The 16,919-nt window shown below is 46.2% G+C and carries 18 protein-coding genes; 9 read left to right on the top strand and 9 right to left on the bottom strand.

Annotated features, from left to right (window positions below):
- Positions 1-13 precede the first annotated feature (13 nt).
- Positions 14-199, bottom strand: a complete 186-nt coding sequence (locus FFM70_RS10270; RefSeq protein WP_137616769.1) for a hypothetical protein — start codon at positions 197-199, stop codon at positions 14-16.
- A 216-nt stretch (positions 200-415) separates the two neighbouring features.
- Here FFM70_RS10270 and FFM70_RS10265 point away from each other — a divergent pair, with 216 nt between their 5' ends.
- The 4 genes from FFM70_RS10265 to FFM70_RS10250 are packed head-to-tail and all read left to right on the top strand — an operon-like array spanning position 416 to position 4,611.
- A complete protein-coding gene (locus tag FFM70_RS10265; RefSeq protein ID WP_137616768.1) occupies positions 416-1,366 on the top strand; it encodes a GrpB family protein in 951 nt (316 codons plus the stop codon).
- 18 nt (positions 1,367-1,384) lie between these two features.
- Complete coding sequence (locus FFM70_RS10260) at positions 1,385-3,241, top strand: monovalent cation:proton antiporter family protein (RefSeq protein WP_137616767.1); 1,857 nt, start codon at positions 1,385-1,387, stop codon at positions 3,239-3,241.
- A gap of 41 nt (positions 3,242-3,282) precedes the next feature.
- On the top strand, positions 3,283-3,939 hold the full coding sequence (locus FFM70_RS10255) for a histidine phosphatase family protein (protein ID WP_137616766.1): 657 nt from the start codon (positions 3,283-3,285) through the stop codon (positions 3,937-3,939).
- Between the two features lie 15 nt (positions 3,940-3,954).
- Positions 3,955-4,611, top strand: a complete 657-nt coding sequence (locus FFM70_RS10250) for a histidine phosphatase family protein (RefSeq protein WP_137616765.1) — start codon at positions 3,955-3,957, stop codon at positions 4,609-4,611.
- A gap of 61 nt (positions 4,612-4,672) precedes the next feature.
- Here the strand turns inward: FFM70_RS10250 and FFM70_RS10245 are convergent, their stop codons facing one another.
- The 3 genes from FFM70_RS10245 to FFM70_RS10235 all read right to left on the bottom strand — a co-directional run bounded on the left by FFM70_RS10245 (position 4,673) and on the right by FFM70_RS10235 (position 5,898).
- Positions 4,673-4,927: an AbrB family transcriptional regulator gene (locus FFM70_RS10245; RefSeq protein ID WP_137616764.1), complete on the bottom strand. Its 255-nt coding sequence runs from the start codon at positions 4,925-4,927 to the stop codon at positions 4,673-4,675.
- Between the two features lie 76 nt (positions 4,928-5,003).
- Positions 5,004-5,318, bottom strand: a complete 315-nt coding sequence (locus FFM70_RS10240; protein ID WP_137616763.1) for a DMT family transporter — start codon at positions 5,316-5,318, stop codon at positions 5,004-5,006.
- Positions 5,319-5,460: 142 nt separating this feature from the next.
- A complete protein-coding gene (locus FFM70_RS10235; RefSeq protein ID WP_137616762.1) occupies positions 5,461-5,898 on the bottom strand; it encodes an NUDIX hydrolase in 438 nt (145 codons plus the stop codon).
- Positions 5,899-5,986: 88 nt separating this feature from the next.
- Between FFM70_RS10235 and hflX the strand changes: the two genes are divergently transcribed.
- From hflX to FFM70_RS10215, 4 genes are all read left to right on the top strand, one after another.
- The gene (gene hflX / locus FFM70_RS10230; protein WP_137616761.1) at positions 5,987-7,273 is read left to right on the top strand and encodes a GTPase HflX; all 1,287 of its coding nucleotides are present in this window, start codon (positions 5,987-5,989) and stop codon (positions 7,271-7,273) included.
- 146 nt (positions 7,274-7,419) lie between these two features.
- Entirely contained in the window at positions 7,420-8,373 is a 954-nt protein-coding gene (locus tag FFM70_RS10225; RefSeq protein ID WP_137616760.1) for an ABC transporter ATP-binding protein, read from the top strand.
- Positions 8,374-8,387: 14 nt separating this feature from the next.
- Complete coding sequence (locus FFM70_RS10220) at positions 8,388-9,404, top strand: extracellular solute-binding protein (RefSeq protein ID WP_137616759.1); 1,017 nt, start codon at positions 8,388-8,390, stop codon at positions 9,402-9,404.
- Entirely contained in the window at positions 9,397-11,043 is a 1,647-nt protein-coding gene (locus FFM70_RS10215; RefSeq protein ID WP_137616758.1) for an ABC transporter permease, read from the top strand. The genes FFM70_RS10220 and FFM70_RS10215 overlap by 8 nt, the downstream gene beginning before the upstream one ends.
- 221 nt (positions 11,044-11,264) lie before the next feature.
- On the opposite strand, the gene FFM70_RS10210 is transcribed toward FFM70_RS10215, so the two are convergent.
- On the bottom strand, positions 11,265-12,146 hold the full coding sequence (locus tag FFM70_RS10210) for a TSUP family transporter (protein WP_137616757.1): 882 nt from the start codon (positions 12,144-12,146) through the stop codon (positions 11,265-11,267).
- Positions 12,147-12,443: 297 nt separating this feature from the next.
- Between FFM70_RS10210 and FFM70_RS10205 the strand changes: the two genes are divergently transcribed.
- Positions 12,444-13,769, top strand: coding sequence for an APC family permease (locus FFM70_RS10205; RefSeq protein ID WP_137616756.1), 1,326 nt, complete (start codon positions 12,444-12,446; stop codon positions 13,767-13,769).
- Positions 13,770-13,823: 54 nt separating this feature from the next.
- Here the strand turns inward: FFM70_RS10205 and FFM70_RS10200 are convergent, their stop codons facing one another.
- The 4 genes from FFM70_RS10200 to larC2 form a co-directional block, all read right to left on the bottom strand.
- Entirely contained in the window at positions 13,824-14,591 is a 768-nt protein-coding gene (locus FFM70_RS10200; RefSeq protein WP_137616755.1) for a formate/nitrite transporter family protein, read from the bottom strand.
- A 285-nt stretch (positions 14,592-14,876) separates the two neighbouring features.
- Complete coding sequence (larE, locus tag FFM70_RS10195; RefSeq protein WP_137616754.1) at positions 14,877-15,704, bottom strand: ATP-dependent sacrificial sulfur transferase LarE; 828 nt, start codon at positions 15,702-15,704, stop codon at positions 14,877-14,879.
- 25 nt (positions 15,705-15,729) lie between these two features.
- A complete protein-coding gene (gene larD / locus FFM70_RS10190; protein WP_137616753.1) occupies positions 15,730-16,446 on the bottom strand; it encodes a D/L-lactic acid transporter LarD in 717 nt (238 codons plus the stop codon).
- Between the two features lie 3 nt (positions 16,447-16,449).
- Positions 16,450-16,881, bottom strand: a complete 432-nt coding sequence (gene larC2 / locus FFM70_RS14060) for a nickel pincer cofactor biosynthesis protein LarC2 (protein ID WP_137616803.1) — start codon at positions 16,879-16,881, stop codon at positions 16,450-16,452.
- Positions 16,882-16,919: the final 38 nt, after the last annotated feature.

The following is a 16,919-nucleotide window of genomic DNA, read 5'->3' as shown; positions in this document are numbered from 1 at the left end:
GCTTAGCAAGTAACTATTCTTTCTCTAGTCCGGCGGTTACTCGTTGTTTATAATTTGATTCATTTGCGATATAAGTCATCACAGCTTTGAGCTCCCCAGCAGTTCCCTTTTCTCGTAGCACGCCAATGTTATTGTCATACCTTATCATGATTTCTTTAGCCATGATTGCTTGTTTTTTTAGACTTGCTTTACTGCTCATTTGATTACCTCCTATAACACCTTTCTATCATATAAATCTAGCAGACCTCATATTACACTAATATCAAAATACTATATACAAGTTGCGTTTTTTCGGGTAACGAGTCACGTATTTACGGTCATTTTATAGCCGAATCTCGCTGAGCAAATTCTTTCATTGAATAGGTAAAAAGTGTATCCTTTCATAGAAGCAAACTCACGGAGGTGTCCATTCACAATGACAACCAAAACGCTCGTCAGTTACCAACCAGCTTGGCAATCGCTGGCGACCGACCTGCAAACTGAACTCAAGCAACATTTAACCACCGACCTAATTGAAGCCGGTCATGTTGGGAGTACGGCGATGCCGAAAGTGCCCGCCCGACCAATTATCGATATTGCCCTCTTGGTCTCAAATGATGACCAGGCAGTCGCGACGCTGAAGTCGGCATTCGACTTGACCACAATCACAAACCAGCCCGCAACTTACCAACTCAACTGGCACAATCAAGCGGTTAACTTACTGCTTTTCACGGACGCTGACGCCTATCAAACGGTCATCAATTTCCGGGACTACATTAATGCACATCGCACCGACAGCCGCAAATACACGGCGGTGCGTCAAACCGCACTGACTAGTGACGATTACTATGCCGCCAAGACCGACTTTGTCACTAGTCTGAACGGCAAGGTTAGTGATTGGCTCGCCACTAAAGATGCGCATGAAACGCATGACCGGACTGTCCGGGCCGAACTCGTCAACATGTGTCTGATCATGAATCCTGAAACCCACGAAGTCATCGTTGAAAACAAGATTGACGCCAAATGGACGGGACTCACCTTTCCTGGTGGTCACGTTGACCCCGGCGAGTCGCAAATCCATGCCATGCAACGCGAAGTCCGCGAAGAAACTGGCCTGACTGTCACCAACTTAAAACTAGTTGGCACCGTTACTTGGGTCGAAAATGACGCCGGTGATGTGTCACTCGGCACCCTTTACACGACGTGCGACTACAGTGGCGACTTGCTCGCTGGATCATACGAAGGCGCCATCAGTTGGCAGCCGCTAAGTGCCCTGACACCAGACAAACTAGCGCCAGGCATCGAACCAATCTTAAATGTCTTCACTAACCCTGACCTCAATGAAGCGTTCTGGGGCTTTGATGACGACCAACTCAATGTCTATTAACTAAGAAAGGGATTTATTATGGATCAAGTCTCATTAGTCATTATTTTATTTGCCGCCCTACTAATTCCGTTAGTGATGGCGAAATTCAAGATCAACAGTCTCCCCACGGCCGTCATGGAAATCATCGTCGGTATCGTGCTCGGACCTAGCTTGCTTAACATCGTCAAGATGACAACATCGATCTCCCAACTGTCGACGATTGGGGTCATCGTGCTCCTATTTTTGAGCGGACTCGAAATCGACTTCAGTTTATTTAAGAAACGGCGCACGGCCCTGACACCGCTTGAACAAAAGCAAGCCGGCAACTTACCTAAATACTCGCCAGTGCGCTTATCAGTCTACGCGTACAGCACCGTCATCATCCTATCCCTACTGCTGGCGGCGGCGTTCAAAGTCAGCGGCCTGTTCAGCGACTTTTGGCTCGCCACGATTTTATTTGGCACGATTTCACTAGGTATCGTGATTGCCGCGTTAAAAGAAAAGGAACTGCTAAGCAAAGCCTTTGGACAAACAGTCTTACTGATCTCAGTCTTCGGTGAACTGATTCCAATGATGGGCTTAACGCTCTACGCCTCAATTTTTGGCAGCAATTCGCAAAGCTTATGGCTATTATTACTGATCTTGGCAGTCGCGGCCTTGCTGTTGCTTCGGTTCAAACCGTTCTTTAACTTCTATCAAAATATTAATAAATCGACGACGCAACTAGACATCCGCCTCGCCTTTTTCCTAATCGTAACGATGGTCACCGTCGCAGAAACAGTCGGTGCAGAAAACATTCTCGGAGCCTTTGTCGCTGGGATCGTGTTGAAATTGTTACAGCCGAGCGAAAGCACCCGCGAACGCCTCGACTCGATTGGTTACGGCTTCTTTATCCCGATTTTCTTCATTTCAACCGGGGTCGACCTGAATCTGCGAACCATCTTAACGAGTGGCAAAACACTCCTCTTGATTCCGTTATTCTTCTTAGCTTACATGGTCGCCAAACTTGGTGGTTACTGGGTTTTGAAGTTACGCTTCAAACAAGCCAACGCAATTGCCGGAACCGCCTTGACCGCCACAACTATGACGATGGTCTTAGCCGTTTTACGCGTCGCCAAATCAATGAAAACCATTACCAGCGACCAGTCCGGGGCCTTCTTATTGGCCGCCTTACTGACTTGCATCGTGTCACCACTAATTTTCAACAAGTTCTATTCCGCTGAAAAAGAAGACCTCGTTAAAACTGCGGTCCACTTTATTGGCGCTAATTTAAGCACCGTCCCCGTGGCGCAACAGTTACGCAAGGGCTGGTATGATGTCAAAATGTACACTAATCATCCGCAAAACTATGAAACTTACCATGCGCAAATCCCCGTTCAACTGCTGGAAAATTTTTCCGCAGAACAGTTGGAAGCACAAGGCGTCTTTGACGCAGACATTCTAGTTCTTGGTCATATCGACGCCGAACGTAACTACACATTAGCCAAAGCAGCGAAAGATTATGGAGTCAAACGGATCATTGTTCGTTTTGAAGACCGAAACGTCTTGAACGAACATGAGGATGAACTCCGCGACCTCGGTATTGAAGTCTACAACACGCCAGAAGCGAATATCACATTGTTACGCTCCTTGATCGAATCACCATCAACCTTGCTGATGTTACAAGATACCGAGAACAGTATTTACGAAGTCCGCGTTGTCAACCACTTGTACACCAATGTGCAGATCAAGAATCTCCAATTTGCCAAAGATATTACGATCAGCGAAGTCATCCGCAACCGCAAAGTTATTGTGCCAAATGGGAATACCTTGATTCAATATGGTGACCGGTTGATCTTCACTGGGAGCAAGCAAGACGCGCCACGGATTCGACAAGCCTTAGCGACCGCCAACTAGTATGCTAAGATAGACCTATCATTCAATTTAAGGAGTAACTAATGTCTACATTTTCAGTTTACATGATTCGTCATGGACAAACTTACTTTAATAAGTACCGCCGGATGCAAGGCTGGTGCGATTCACCGCTGACCGAAGTCGGCAAACAAGATGCACGCAACGCTGGTAAGATGCTGGCTGGGATTCATTTTGACGCCGCCTACGCGAGTGACATGACCCGGGCAATGGACACCGCCAAATTGATTCTTCCTGCTAGTGGCAACGGTGAGCTGGACGTCACGCCGATGCCAGCTTTCCGGGAAGCCTTCTATGGTTATTTTGAAGGCGACGACACCTCGCAAACTTGGTATATGATTGGCGCACCACATCAAGCGCCGTCCCTATCTGACATTATCGCCAAATACGGGATTCATAAAGCCAAGGATTTTGCCAAGGAAGCCGACCCATTTCATCAAGCTGAAAATAACGCTGAATTCTGGGAACGGGTCAACGGTGGCCTCGCGGAACTTCGCGCCAAGTCACACGACGGCGACAAGGTCCTGTTAGTTAGCCATGGCAATACGATTTTTAGTATCGCCGCAGAATACATGGCATTGAACTCGCCAGCGCGACCACAAAATGGCAGTGTCACCAAGTTCACCATCTCAGATGATGACATTCGCGTGGACTACTTCGGCAAAAAAGACCATATCGCCTAATTTAAGGAGCTTAACATGTCTCAATTTTCAATTTATTTTGTCCGGCATGGCCAGACTTATTTCAATTTATTCAATCGGATGCAAGGTTGGTCAGATTCACCGTTGACCGACCAAGGCAAGGCCACCGCACAACAAGTTGGCCAGGCTTTAGCCGACGTTAACTTTGCGCATTACTATTCCAGCGACTCCAAACGCGCGATGGATACCGCTAAACTCATTAAAGCGGCGGCTGGTAAAGCGAACGTAACGCTGACTACTTTACCTAGTTTTCGTGAAACTTTTTACGGTTACTACGAAGGTGACGACTCAAGTCGAACTTGGTCCTTAGTCGGCAAAGATTATGGCGTGACTAGCTTACACGAGTTGCTCAGTTATATGTCGATCGAAGAAACCAAAGATTTAATGCGCGAAATCGATCCGTTCCATGAAGCGGAAGACAACGCCACTTATTGGGAACGCGTTAATCGCGGCTTTGACTATTTAAAGGCCCATCACGACAACCATGAAAAGGTCCTCGTAGTCAGTCACGGCACAACGATTCGCAGCATTGTCTCGCATTTTGGGCCCGACATTGATATCTCACGCGGCCCGAAGAATGGTAGCGTGACGCGCTTAGACATCGATGGTGACCAAGTTAAAGTCGTCAAATACGCTGAAGATTTAACTGAATAACAACCATAATAAAGGGGCACGCAAAAAATTGCGTGTCCCTTTATTCACTACGAGTTAAAAATTACAGTTTTTCCAACCGTTTCATCAAATCTGCGTGTTGATCATAAACTTGATTGGCAACCGCCAAGATATTACGTTCTCCTGGCGCAACTTTACGAAAAGTGATTTCATTACCATCCGGTGAGATAACCTTCTCAAATTCAGTCATCGAATCAATTTTCATTAAATCACAATCTTTCTTTGACAGTTTAAAAGCCAAAGACTGACCATTTTGGACCAGCTTAACAGTCCCAATCTCACTTTCTAAATGACTCATTTAACATTTCCTTATTTCGTCTGACGTGTTCATAGCATACAATTGTTCCAGCCAAAGTCAATCGGTTAAGCCGCCATTAACTCGTGACTTTAATCCCAATAATACCAATAATCAACATGGCAATAAACAGCCACGTAACTGGCGCAATCTGGTCTTTGAACAGCAAGACGCCGACGAGAATTGCGCCAACTGCGCCAATCCCCGTCCAAATCGGATAGGCAATACTCAACGGTAAATGTTTGGTTGCCAAGGCTAAGAACCCGAAGCTCAGAATCATGCCAATCACGGTCGCCGTGGCGTAACCTAAGTGACTAAACCCATTACTCAATTTCATCATCGTTGCCCAAACAACCTCAAATATTCCAGCAACGACTAAATAAAACCACGTCATAACTAATTCCTCCTCAAACTAAAAAAGACAGCGTCCCGCTAACCTCCGCAATGACCTAAGGAAGTTAACGACACGCTGTCCGGTGACAGTTCTGTTTAATTAATTCAGTCTAATATAGCAAATCACTGTTACTTGGTCAAGCTCACTCACCACACAACATCCACTTGGTCAGTGGCGTCAGCGATGTGGGTAATGCGTGCGGATCAAAGAAGGCTACCGCACTCGTTTCAGCTGCTTGGGGATGCTGTTCGCCGCCACTGATTTGACCACGATACAACGTCGTGACACTATCGATCACATCGCCATTCGGATAAACATAGTGCATCCGCGGCCCACTAAACACATCAACTAATACCAACGTGTCGACCGTCAAGCCGGTCTCTTCTTGACACTCGCGCTGGGCCGTTTGACGAACACTCTCGCCCGGTTCGGTGGAACCCGCCGGCAAGCCCCATTGCTGATTATCCGTTCGATGTACCAACAAGATCTCGCCGGCCGAATTCTGCGCAATCACCGCCGCACCCGCCACGACCAAGGGCCGGTGGCCGACCTTTTTGCGCAAATCTAACACGTAGCCCATCGTTATCACCTTCCTAATCCTCTAACCATTAATAATCCGATTAGTCATGTTATACTTAAACCAACTATAACACGTCAGGAGTGATTAAATGCCCGAAAATAACGTTCAAAATGTGATTATTGCCGGCATGTCTAAAACGGTGTCCAACTATGATTATTCGATGTCAGAACTCGAAGCCTTAGTGGCAGCCAACAACATGTACGCAGCTTTACGAATTGATCAAGGCTTAGAAAAACCGAACCCCGCCACTTACTTTGGTAAGGGGAAAGTCGTTGAAATTAAAGAAATGGGTGAAGCCAATGACCTCAACATTATGGTCATTAACGCTGATCTAACCCCGAGCCAAGTGCGAAACTTGGAAACTGAAACGGGCTTACAAATTATCGACCGGACTGGGTTGATTCTTGAAATCTTCGGTAACCGTGCTCGCAGTAAAGAAGCCAAATTACAAGTTAAGATTGCCCAATTACAATACCAATTACCACGCTTACGGACCAGCATGGCTAACCGACTAGATCAACAAGCCGGGGCCGCTGCTGGTGGTGGCGGGGGTTACACCAACCGTGGTTCTGGTGAAACCCAGATCGAATTGAATCGTCGGACGATTCAAGATCGTATCAGTCACGCCAAACATGAACTGAAAGAATTGAACAAGGATGACGAAGTTCGTCGCGCCCAACGGGATAAAGCTGGCTTACCGAATGTCGCTTTAGTTGGTTACACCAACGCTGGTAAATCAACGACGATGAACGGTTTAGTTCGCTTATTCGGCAAGGGTGAAGATAAGCAAGTCTTCGAAAAAGACATGCTATTCGCCACTTTGGACACAAGTATTCGTCAACTCACCTTCCCTGATAACAAACAATTGTTATTGAGCGATACGGTTGGATTTGTCAGCAACTTGCCACATAACTTGATCAACGCCTTCCGCTCAACTTTGTCAGAAGCTGCGCGTGCAGACTTGTTGATCCAAGTCATCGACTACTCGGACCCACATTATAAAGAAATGATGGCAACGACGGAAACAACCTTGAAAGCCATTGGTGTCACCGATATTCCAATGATTTATGCTTATAACAAGGCGGACCGGACCGAAGCGAACTATCCAAACGTGCAAGATGATCAACTGATCTATGCCGCTAAAGATGAAGCTTCCCTACAGCTTTTAACGAAAATTATTAAGAAAAAAGTCTTCAAGGATTTCGTGACGACCACCTTACTGATTCCGTTCAGTGATGGCGACGTTGTGGCCTACTTGAACGACCATGCGAATATTTTAAAGACCGATTATTTAGCAGACGGGACCCAACTTAAAGTGGAACTGAATGCAGTGGATGCCCAACGGTATGCCCACTATGAAGTGACTCCAGCTTAATTAAACGATCAAAGTCCTCAATTCCAACGAATTGGGGACTTTTTTGCGTAAATACATAATCTTTACCCAACATTTACCAGAAATATACTTTCTGATAGCTAAATCTCGTTATAATTGCGCCAGATTAATAACAAAGGAGCTTCCTTGTGGTTCAAATACAATTAAGTAACATTCGGAAAAGTTATGAACAAACGACCGTCATTGACCAACTGGATTTGACCCTCCCCGATCAACAGATTACGACCTTGATTGGACCATCCGGTTCGGGTAAATCCACCTTACTCAATATGATTGCTGGCCTACAAGTCCCAACTGCTGGTCAAATCAAATTTGACGAGACCGTGGTTTTTGATGCCGCGCAACAACTCAATTTTGCCCCGGCCAAGCGCGATTTAGCCATGGTCTTCCAAGACTTCGCGCTCTGGCCACATATGACCGTCTTCAAAAACGTCGCCTTTGCACTTGAGACTAAGCTGAGTAAAACTGCTGTTGCCGAACGCGTGCAATGGGCCTTGGCTCAAGTCGGGTTAATTGATTTTAGCAGTCGCTACCCGGGTGAGCTGTCTGGTGGGCAACAACAACGGGTCTCATTAGCCCGCGCACTCGCTGTGCAACCCAAACTAATTCTCTTTGACGAAGCCTTGAGCGCCTTGGATCCACAACTCCGTGAATCCTTGCAACTGGAAATCAGCGAGTTAATTCACCGTAACCATCTAACTGCCATTTTTGTGACCCATGATCGCAATGAAGCACTCCGTATTTCAGATCACCTGGTTCTCATTAAGGATGGCAAAATCGTGCAAACCGGCACGGCAACTGAACTCTATCAGCGCCCCGTCAATTTGTTTGCCGCGAATTTCATTGGTCCTTTAAACTATCTGGACGACCAAGCTGGCGTCCGGCCAGAACATGTCAGTCTGACACCACAGCCTAATTGGCGCACTTTCGATGGGCGAATCATCAGTTCGACTTTTGCCGGGAATCATTTTGATACCGTCGTCCAGCTGCCAAACCAACAATGGCACGTCAACACTGACCGTGGCTATCAACCACAAGCAACCAAGATTTTTGTCGACCCTCAAGCCATTCTAACTAATTAGGAGTTATTTAAAATATGACAAACAAAAAAATTGTGCTCTCAATCGCTGCACTTGCCGTCTTAGCCTTAGGTTCCGGTGTCTATCTGGCCAATCACCATGGTGGCCAAACTACCGCTTCCAATCCAAGCGACGCCAAGACGTTAACCGTCTACGCAGCTGGTCCCAAGCCCCTTTCAGACAAGATCGTCAAAGGGTTTGAAAAAAGCTCTGGCATTAAAGTTAAAACCTTTGATGGGACCACTGGTAAGATTTTGAGTAAGCTGAAGGCCGAAGAAAGTAATCCACAAGCCGATGTCTTAGTCCTCGCTTCAATGGCTGCCGGGGTGGATTTACAAACACACAAAAAGTTGCTCACTTATGATGCCAAAAATGTCGATAAGTTGAACGCGCAATTTAAAGACAGCAAGCACCAACTTTTCAACTACAGTGCCTCCGCCGTCGGAATTACTTACAATACCAAAGAAGTTAAAACTGCCCCAACTGATTGGTCAGATTTAACAACTGCGACCTACAAAAACAGTCTCACGATCCCGGACCCGAAAACTTCTGGTTCTAGTTTAGACTTTATCAATGTTTACCAAATGCAACATGGTCAAGCCTTCCTCAAGCAATTGAAACAAAATGGCGCTGAAATCGGGGGTGCCAATAAAGAAGTCCTTGACGCCGTGGTCACTGGGCAAAAGAAAGCCGTTGTCGGTGGGGTGGACTACATGAGTATTGCCGCCATTAAAAAAGGCGAAAAAATTGGCTTCGCCTATCCTAAGAGTGGGACGTTAGTGAATCCACGCCCGGCCATGATTTTAAAATCAACGAAACATGCGGCCGCTGCTAAACAGTTCATTGATTACTTGCTTTCAGACACCGTTCAAAAACAACTTAAAAAGAGCTACTTGATTCCGGGCACCGCCGATAAACTGACTAATCCATTGAATAACGCCCCAATTAAAAGTTATTCGGTGAACTGGAATGATGCCAACAAAGCTTTGGAAGCCAACGTTAAAAGATTCAACCAGGTCCTAAGTCATGACTAACCGTCGTTCATGGATTGGATCAGCGACAATTCTAGCTCTCTTATTAGCTTTGATTATTGCGGGACCCTTAGTTGCTTTGATTGGGCAGACCTTATTAGGGAGTCAGCCAGTTGAGCTTATACGCCGACTAACGACGCCTACGATTATGACAAGTCTCGGCCACAGTTTGATGCTCGGCTTGGGCACAATCATTGGGACGACCCTGATTGCAACCCCACTCGCGTTTATCATGACCCGCACCAAACTAGCTCAATCTACTTGGTTACATTGGCTGTTGCTCGTGCCATTTATGACACCGCCTTATATCAATGCCATGGGTTGGATCTACTTTTTTCAACCCCATGGCCTCTTGGCACAAATTTTCCCGCACAGCACCCTGAATTTCAATGGTTTGTTTTCACCATTCGGGATCATTTTAATTATGAGCTTGCACCTCTATCCGTTCGCCTACTTGTTATTGCGGAACGCCTTGGCACAGTTTAATCAGCGCTGGACTCAAGCGGCGATTGTCCACGGGGTCTCGCGTTTACGAACATTGACGCGGGTGACCTTGCCAATCTTGCTCGTCCCCTATTTAGCCATGTGGGTCTTAGTGTTCACGAAAACTTTAGCTGAATTTGGGACGCCGGCAACCTTTGGCCGAGCGATTCACTTTGAGGTCTTAACAACGACGATTCAAAAAGACTTAAGTCAATGGCCGTTAGATTTCAAAGGGGGCGTATTAGCCGGGACAATTTTATTAAGCCTCGCGCTATTCGCCTGGGTCGCACAACAACTGTTGCTCAAACAACCTAAGATTCAAATGACCCATAATCAGCGTCCGGTGATTAATCAGCGCTGGGGCGTTACGTTAGGCGCAAGTTTAGCCGTTGGGTGCTTATTGCTAGTTGCGATTGGGATTCCCTACGTTTCAATTATCTTTCAATCCCTATTGAAGCAGCGTAGTGCCGGCCTTGCTACGGGAAACTGGACTTTGGAACACTATTTGAATCTTTTGCGCTTCGACAGTCCAGCTTTCAAAGCCTTGATCAATACGTTTGGCTTGGCAATTGTTATCAGTATCGCTAATCTGGTGATTGGGTCGTTAATCGGTGTCGCCAGCACGACAAAACGTTTACCGAAAAGCCTTCGAAAAGTGTTTCACTTGTTGGGGTCTTTACCACTGGCCATTCCCAACGTCGTGTTAGCCCTAAGCTTGATGATTTTTTTCTCACAATTATTAGCATTCACTAAACTTTATGGCACGATTTCAGTCCTAATTATTGCGGATATCATTTTATTTTTACCCACGACCGTCCAATATATGACGACGGCCCTGCAAGAATTCAATGATAATTTTCTCAATAGTGCTCGCATTTTTGAAGCGAGTCCGAGCCGTATTATCTTTAAAATTATCATCCCGGTCTTGATGCCGGCGCTTGTCAATAGCTTTGCGATGTCATTCATTGCAACCAGTCGCGAATTAGTCGTAGCCCTTCTCTTATTACCATCTGGGATGACAACCATTTCTTCGTTCATCTATCAAGCGTTTGAACAAGGTGATGCGTCACAAGGCATGGCACTGGCTGTCATTACCGTGCTGATTACATTTATTGTCCTATCAATTTCAAATAGTCTGCTGGATAAAAAGCTGACTTAATGCTAAATAGCCAAATTCATGCCTTGATGGCACCATAAATGGTCGTGACCACTTGCAATTGTGACCCCTGTTCGTTTAAACTTAGGTTGCAATCAGGCGTGATGAACCTGTTTGTGGGTCCTGGTTATTTTAAGTTGTGGAGCCTGTTGAAGAATCCCAAAATGAGATAACCTTAAAAAGCCGCTGACGACGAGTCAACGGTTTTTTGTTTGCACTAAATTTTAATTAAACTGTTTGTGCTGGCGAGTTGCCGCGCGCCATAACGACTGCGCTGTCCATAAACTGACTAATACGATTAGCCAACTGAGGGCCGTCATCGATAAAGATTTCACCAAGGTCGCCGCGATCACGACCCCTAGAATACCACCCAAAATAATGCCAAAAATGCCACGATACGCCACGCGACCACGCCGAATAAAATTGACCGCTGAACTCGGCATCAATAAGGCACAGGACAACATCATAATTGGAAACGCCGCAATTGGGGTCAAGCCTAAAAAGTAGACCATGACCATGCACGGCGCATACAAGCCGACGCCAGCCGCCATCAGTAATCCGAGAATGAAGTTCCCGACGATACCGATTACTAACGGCCAACCACGCAAACTCGTCGCCTGATTGGCGACCCCTAATAGACTGATCCAGCCAACGAGCTTGGCCGTCATCAATAGTGCCGTGACCACTAAGGCGCCTGCCATAATGAGTTGAATGCGCCGCTGGTTGAGTTTGACCATGACCTCACTGCCAATCACGGCACCAACTGCCGCGGCCACGACTAAACTAATCAACGTCCAAGGGTCAACCGACACGGCCGTCACAAAAAATAGCGCCTCAAAAGCCGTCGGAATCGCATGCATCGTATTGAGCGTCCCTGGTAACTGACGCTCATCCTTCAAATAATGACTGGCCTGAAAAATCGCTGTCGACGTGACAAAACTCCCGATACCTAATGTATCCAGAAAATCCGTCACCCCACCGATGATTAATCCTAAACCAAAATTTCTGGCGGTTGGGCGGTAATGGGCACGCTTAGCACCGTTGACCAACAACCCAAATAACCCCACACTACTTAGCGTCAGGATTATCACAATTGCAATAACCATTTCTCTTTCCTCACTCTCATCCTTTAGCATTATACCCGACTTAGTCACCGCAACCAAAAAATCCGGGCGTTTGCCGACATATAAATATATTTATATGTAACGAACGTTAAACCGATTAATAGACGTCAGAGACTCATTTATCGAACTTTAAAACATAACCAATTTAATTTTGTTCGTATTTAAGTGTCAAGTGACCCATTTTAGGCGCTTTCTTAATTGCGATTAGCCCTATATTTTGGTATGCTGAAACCAGTCAATTTAACTACGCTGTTCAGCGAAAGTGAGGATTTCCAAAATATGCCAGCTGCTAAATCTGAGACCAAGCTTAACCGATCGTTGGGCTTTTGGTCCGCATTATCATTAGTTGTCGGAACCGTGATTGGCTCCGGAATTTTTTTCAAACAGTCATCCGTTTTAGATAGCGCCGGCTCAACCACGAATGCTTTACTAGCTTGGTTGCTAGGCGGTTTGATCACCTTAACGGCCGGCCTAACGATTGCCGAGGTCGGTGCTCAAATGCCGCATACCGGCGGCCTCTATGTTTACATGGAAAATATCTATGGTAAGATTTGGGGCTTCCTATCCGGCTGGATGCAAATTGCCGTTTACGGTCCAGCAATCATCGCCTCAATCGCCGCCTACTTAGGCATTCTGCTGGTTGGCTTCTTCCACTTAGACAATGGTTGGCAAGCGCCCCTCTCGATTGGGGTCATCGTCCTCATCGGCTTACTCAACATGATTGAGAATCGCTGGGGCGCCGCGTTCCAAATTGCCACGACTTTAGGCAAACTCTTACCGATTGCTGCCATCATCATCTTCGGCCTTTTTTTTGGCAATCAAGATGCGTTCGGTCAAACGTTACATAGTGTTCAACAATCTACTGGTAGCTTCGGTGTGGCTGTTTTAGCGACCCTATTCGCTTATGACGGCTGGATTCTCGTAGCCAATTTAGGTGGCGAAATCAAGAATCCACAAAAATTGCTTCCAAAAGCTATCGTGCTCGGCATTTCACTCGTTTTAGTCGCCTACACGTTAGTGACTTATGGCATTCTTCACTTTATTCCGGCTGATACGATCCATAAACTCGGCCAGCAAACGACAATTTACTTTGCACAAGCGGCCTTTGGCACGATTGGCGGTCGCCTACTCAATATTGGAATTATCGTCTCGATGGTTGGCTGCTTAAATGGGAAAATTATGACTTTCCCCCGAATCATTTATGCGATGGCGGAACGCAAACAACTGCCATTTTCCAAGCAACTCAGCTACCTCAATCCCAAGTCACATGAGCCAATCGTCGCCACGCTGTTTATTCTCGTCTACGCCAGCATCATGATTATCTTCTTCAATCCTGACCGGCTCTCAGACCTTTGCATTTTCACCGTCTATTGCTTCTACGTCGCCACGTTCATCGGCGTCTTTCTGTTACGGAAGCGTCCCGGTGGTGATAAACGGCCCTTCTCGACGCCAGGCTTTCCGATTACGCCACTGGTGGCAATTCTAGGTGCGCTCTTTGTGATTATCAGTGAAATTGGTTCTGATCTTCCTGGTGTGCTCTTATCACTAGTCATCGTGGCTTTGGGAATTCCTGTCTACTACTATAAATTACGCGTTAACAACTAATTGCCATCTTAGACTCACATAAAAAGGACTTCCATTTTCGGAAGTCCTTTTTCATTACGCTGATTTTAGACTTTTAAAATAACTGTAGTAATACAAGCCACCAACGAAGACGGCGCCACCAATAATATTGCCCAGATAAACTGGAATCAGATTCATGGCGAATTGTCCCCAAGTTGCCCCACCTTCAAAAATAGCAGCAGGAATCAAGAAGGCATTCGCAATGCTATGCTGAAACCCAGTTGCGACAAAAATCATAATTGGAAACCAAATACCCAACACTTTACCAGCCGCATCCTTGGCACCAAACGAGAGCCAAACCGCTAACCCGACAAACCAGTTACAACCAATGCCTGAAACCAGACTCTGCCAAAATGATGCTTGAATTTTACTTTGAGCCATCGTGATGACCGCTGTTTTGAACGCGCCACTCGCCGTTAGTCCGACAAAATGACCAAAGAAGAAGGCGACTGCCATCGCACCAATCACATTGGCAACCGTGATGACCGCCAAGTTTTGCCAGAAAGCCGACCATCTGAGCCGTTTAGCGAAAGCCGCGGTACTGACCGCCATCATATTTCCGGTCACAAGCTCGCCACCCGCCAGCAAAATCACGATCAAGCCAATCGGAAAAACACTGGCCCCAATCAACGTACTGCCGTTGCTAGCCGGAATGGCTGCCGAGACCCGAACATCTGCCAAAAAGCCTAAAGCAATCATCGCCCCACCGACAAACCCCAATAACCACTTGGCAAGCCAAGGTTTCGCCACCTTCGCGACACCCTTATCAATACTCGTCTGCAAAATCACTTCTGGATTATCCACATACTTTGCCCCCCATATTCACTTGATGGCTTAACTATACCGGAATAGTTCGGAAATTTCACTATTTCAGGCTATTTTTATGGTGAAATTTCATTATTGCTTATTTATAGACGAACTTTAGCCGCAATTCCTGTCAATCTTGTCTAAAACAATTGAATAAAAGCCTAACAACACCAACCGGGGGGCAACAAAAAAGGACTGACCTAACTCACAATAAAGTAAGTTAGAGCAGTCCTCTAATCGACTTAGTCACTGGTCAACCAGTGACTAAGTCGTAGATTTTCTTTAAGCGAAAGCTTCGATTTGTTGCTTCGTCAAAGTGTCGTTCATCCGGCCACTCCGGAAACCACCTAAGTCTAAGGTAACGTAACGGAAGCCAAGGGTTTGTAATTGACGGTTAACACGATCGTTGAAAACCAAGAAATCACCGATCCGGGCTTCAGGTAATTCGATCCGTGCAATATCATCATGGTAACGAACCCGAACAGTTGGGAAGCCAAGACCACGTAAGTAGCTTTCAGCAGCCATGACTTGGGCAACATTTTCATGAGTCAAAGTCGTGCCATAAGGGAAGCGTGACGCAACTGAACATGACGCAACCTTGTTCCAGTTCGTTAAGCCTAATTCTTGTGATAAGGCCCGAACGTCAACTTTGTAAAAGTCGGCTTCTTCTAATAAACTCCGTGCGCCAACTTCAGTCCGAGCTTTCATCCCTGGACGATAGTCGTTTTCGTCATTTTTGATTAAACCATCTAAAACGACGCTGCCATTAGCTTGGGCCATTTCAGTCAAACGGGTATAGAACATCTTTTTAGCATAGTACCAGCTGTCTGGCGTGTTGTGTTCAATATGAGTTTCACTTAAGTAATCCAAAGTAGTGGTTTTAACAGTTGCACCTAATTCTTCGGCCAAACTAACTGCCTTTTCAAATTCTTCATTGGTAAATAATTCAGAGTTTGCGACAACGGCAGTCACATTTGATTGACCTAAAGTTTCTAAAGCCATTTTCAGAACTAAAGTACTATCGATCCCACCTGAAAATGCGACGGTGACCTTTTTCAATTCTTTTAATGAAGCGACTAATGCTGCTTTTTTCGTTGCTAATCCTGTCATGTTAATGACCCTCTTCTATTTAAATTTAGTTGATTCCAAAAAATCCATGCATAAACCAGGCTGCTAAGGCCGCTCCCAAAAACGGCGCTATGCCTGGAACTAAAATGCCGTATTGCCAATCGCTATCCGCTTTGTTAGCAATTGGTAAGATGGCGTGAGCGATTCTTGGCCCCATATCTCGCGCCAAGTTCATCGCGAATCCAGTTGGTCCACCGAGCCCCATCCCGATAGCCCAAACGAGTAAGCCAACCCCAATTGGCACGACCCCGGGCGTCTTGACCGTTGAAATCGCCAAAATACCGGCGATGAAAATAAATGTATCGAAACATTCGACAAAGAAGTTCCGTGGTAAATTGCGAATTGCTGGTGAGGTACTAAATAAATTACGGATCGTAATTGGTGAGATTTCGTCGGCTGAAGCCTTGAAATGGTCCGCATACATAATCCAAACGATGACTGACCCAGCCACCCCGCCTAACACTTCCGCAACTGAATAAGGAATAAAGTCTACCCAAGGCAAATTGCCTAATAAACACTGGGCCAAAACCATCGCCGGGTTAATTGAGACATTGCCGAAAATAAATAAGGCAATCGTAATCCCAAAACCCCAAGTTGTAATGGCAAAAATATGACCAGAGCCACGATACTTCGTGCCTTTTAACACCGTACTACAATGAACCCCGACCCCAAAAATAATCATCAAGGCCGTGCCCATAAACTCTGCAACTAGTTGATGTAACACTGCTCAGTCCTCCTTGTCTACTTGGTCAGCCGCAGCTAAAGCGGCTTGATAGACCGCCATCAATGGGACGCCACTGGCTTGCGCCAAACGGGCACAATCTACATATTCTGGCGTCTTCTTTTCAATATCGTCGTAACTAGCCACTTTCAGATGGACCGGGCCATAAGCCGTTGGTACCTCGATAAAGTGCCGCCGCATAATCGTCCGTTGCCAAGTCTGATACCGGATTCCCACCGTGCTCGTTTCAGCTAAAATCAACTTGGTTAACGACTCCCGCGCCTGGGGGTCAGCTAACACGGACAATTTAGTGGCGGGCCGATTCTTTTTCATCTGAATCGGCGTGAAGTAAACGTCGAACGCACCAGCTGTCAGCAATTGTTCCATGACATAACCGAGGCCTTCGCCCGTTTGATCGTCCAGATTAGCCTCAATCAGCACGACCGCATCTTTAGTTTGCGTGACAACTTGCTGAC

The organism is Lactiplantibacillus nangangensis (genome assembly GCF_005405065.1).
GTDB classification, from domain to species: domain Bacteria; phylum Bacillota; class Bacilli; order Lactobacillales; family Lactobacillaceae; genus Lactiplantibacillus; species Lactiplantibacillus nangangensis.
The sequence above is the reverse complement of the archived record's forward strand: the minus strand, read 5'-3'. Positions and strand labels throughout refer to the sequence as shown.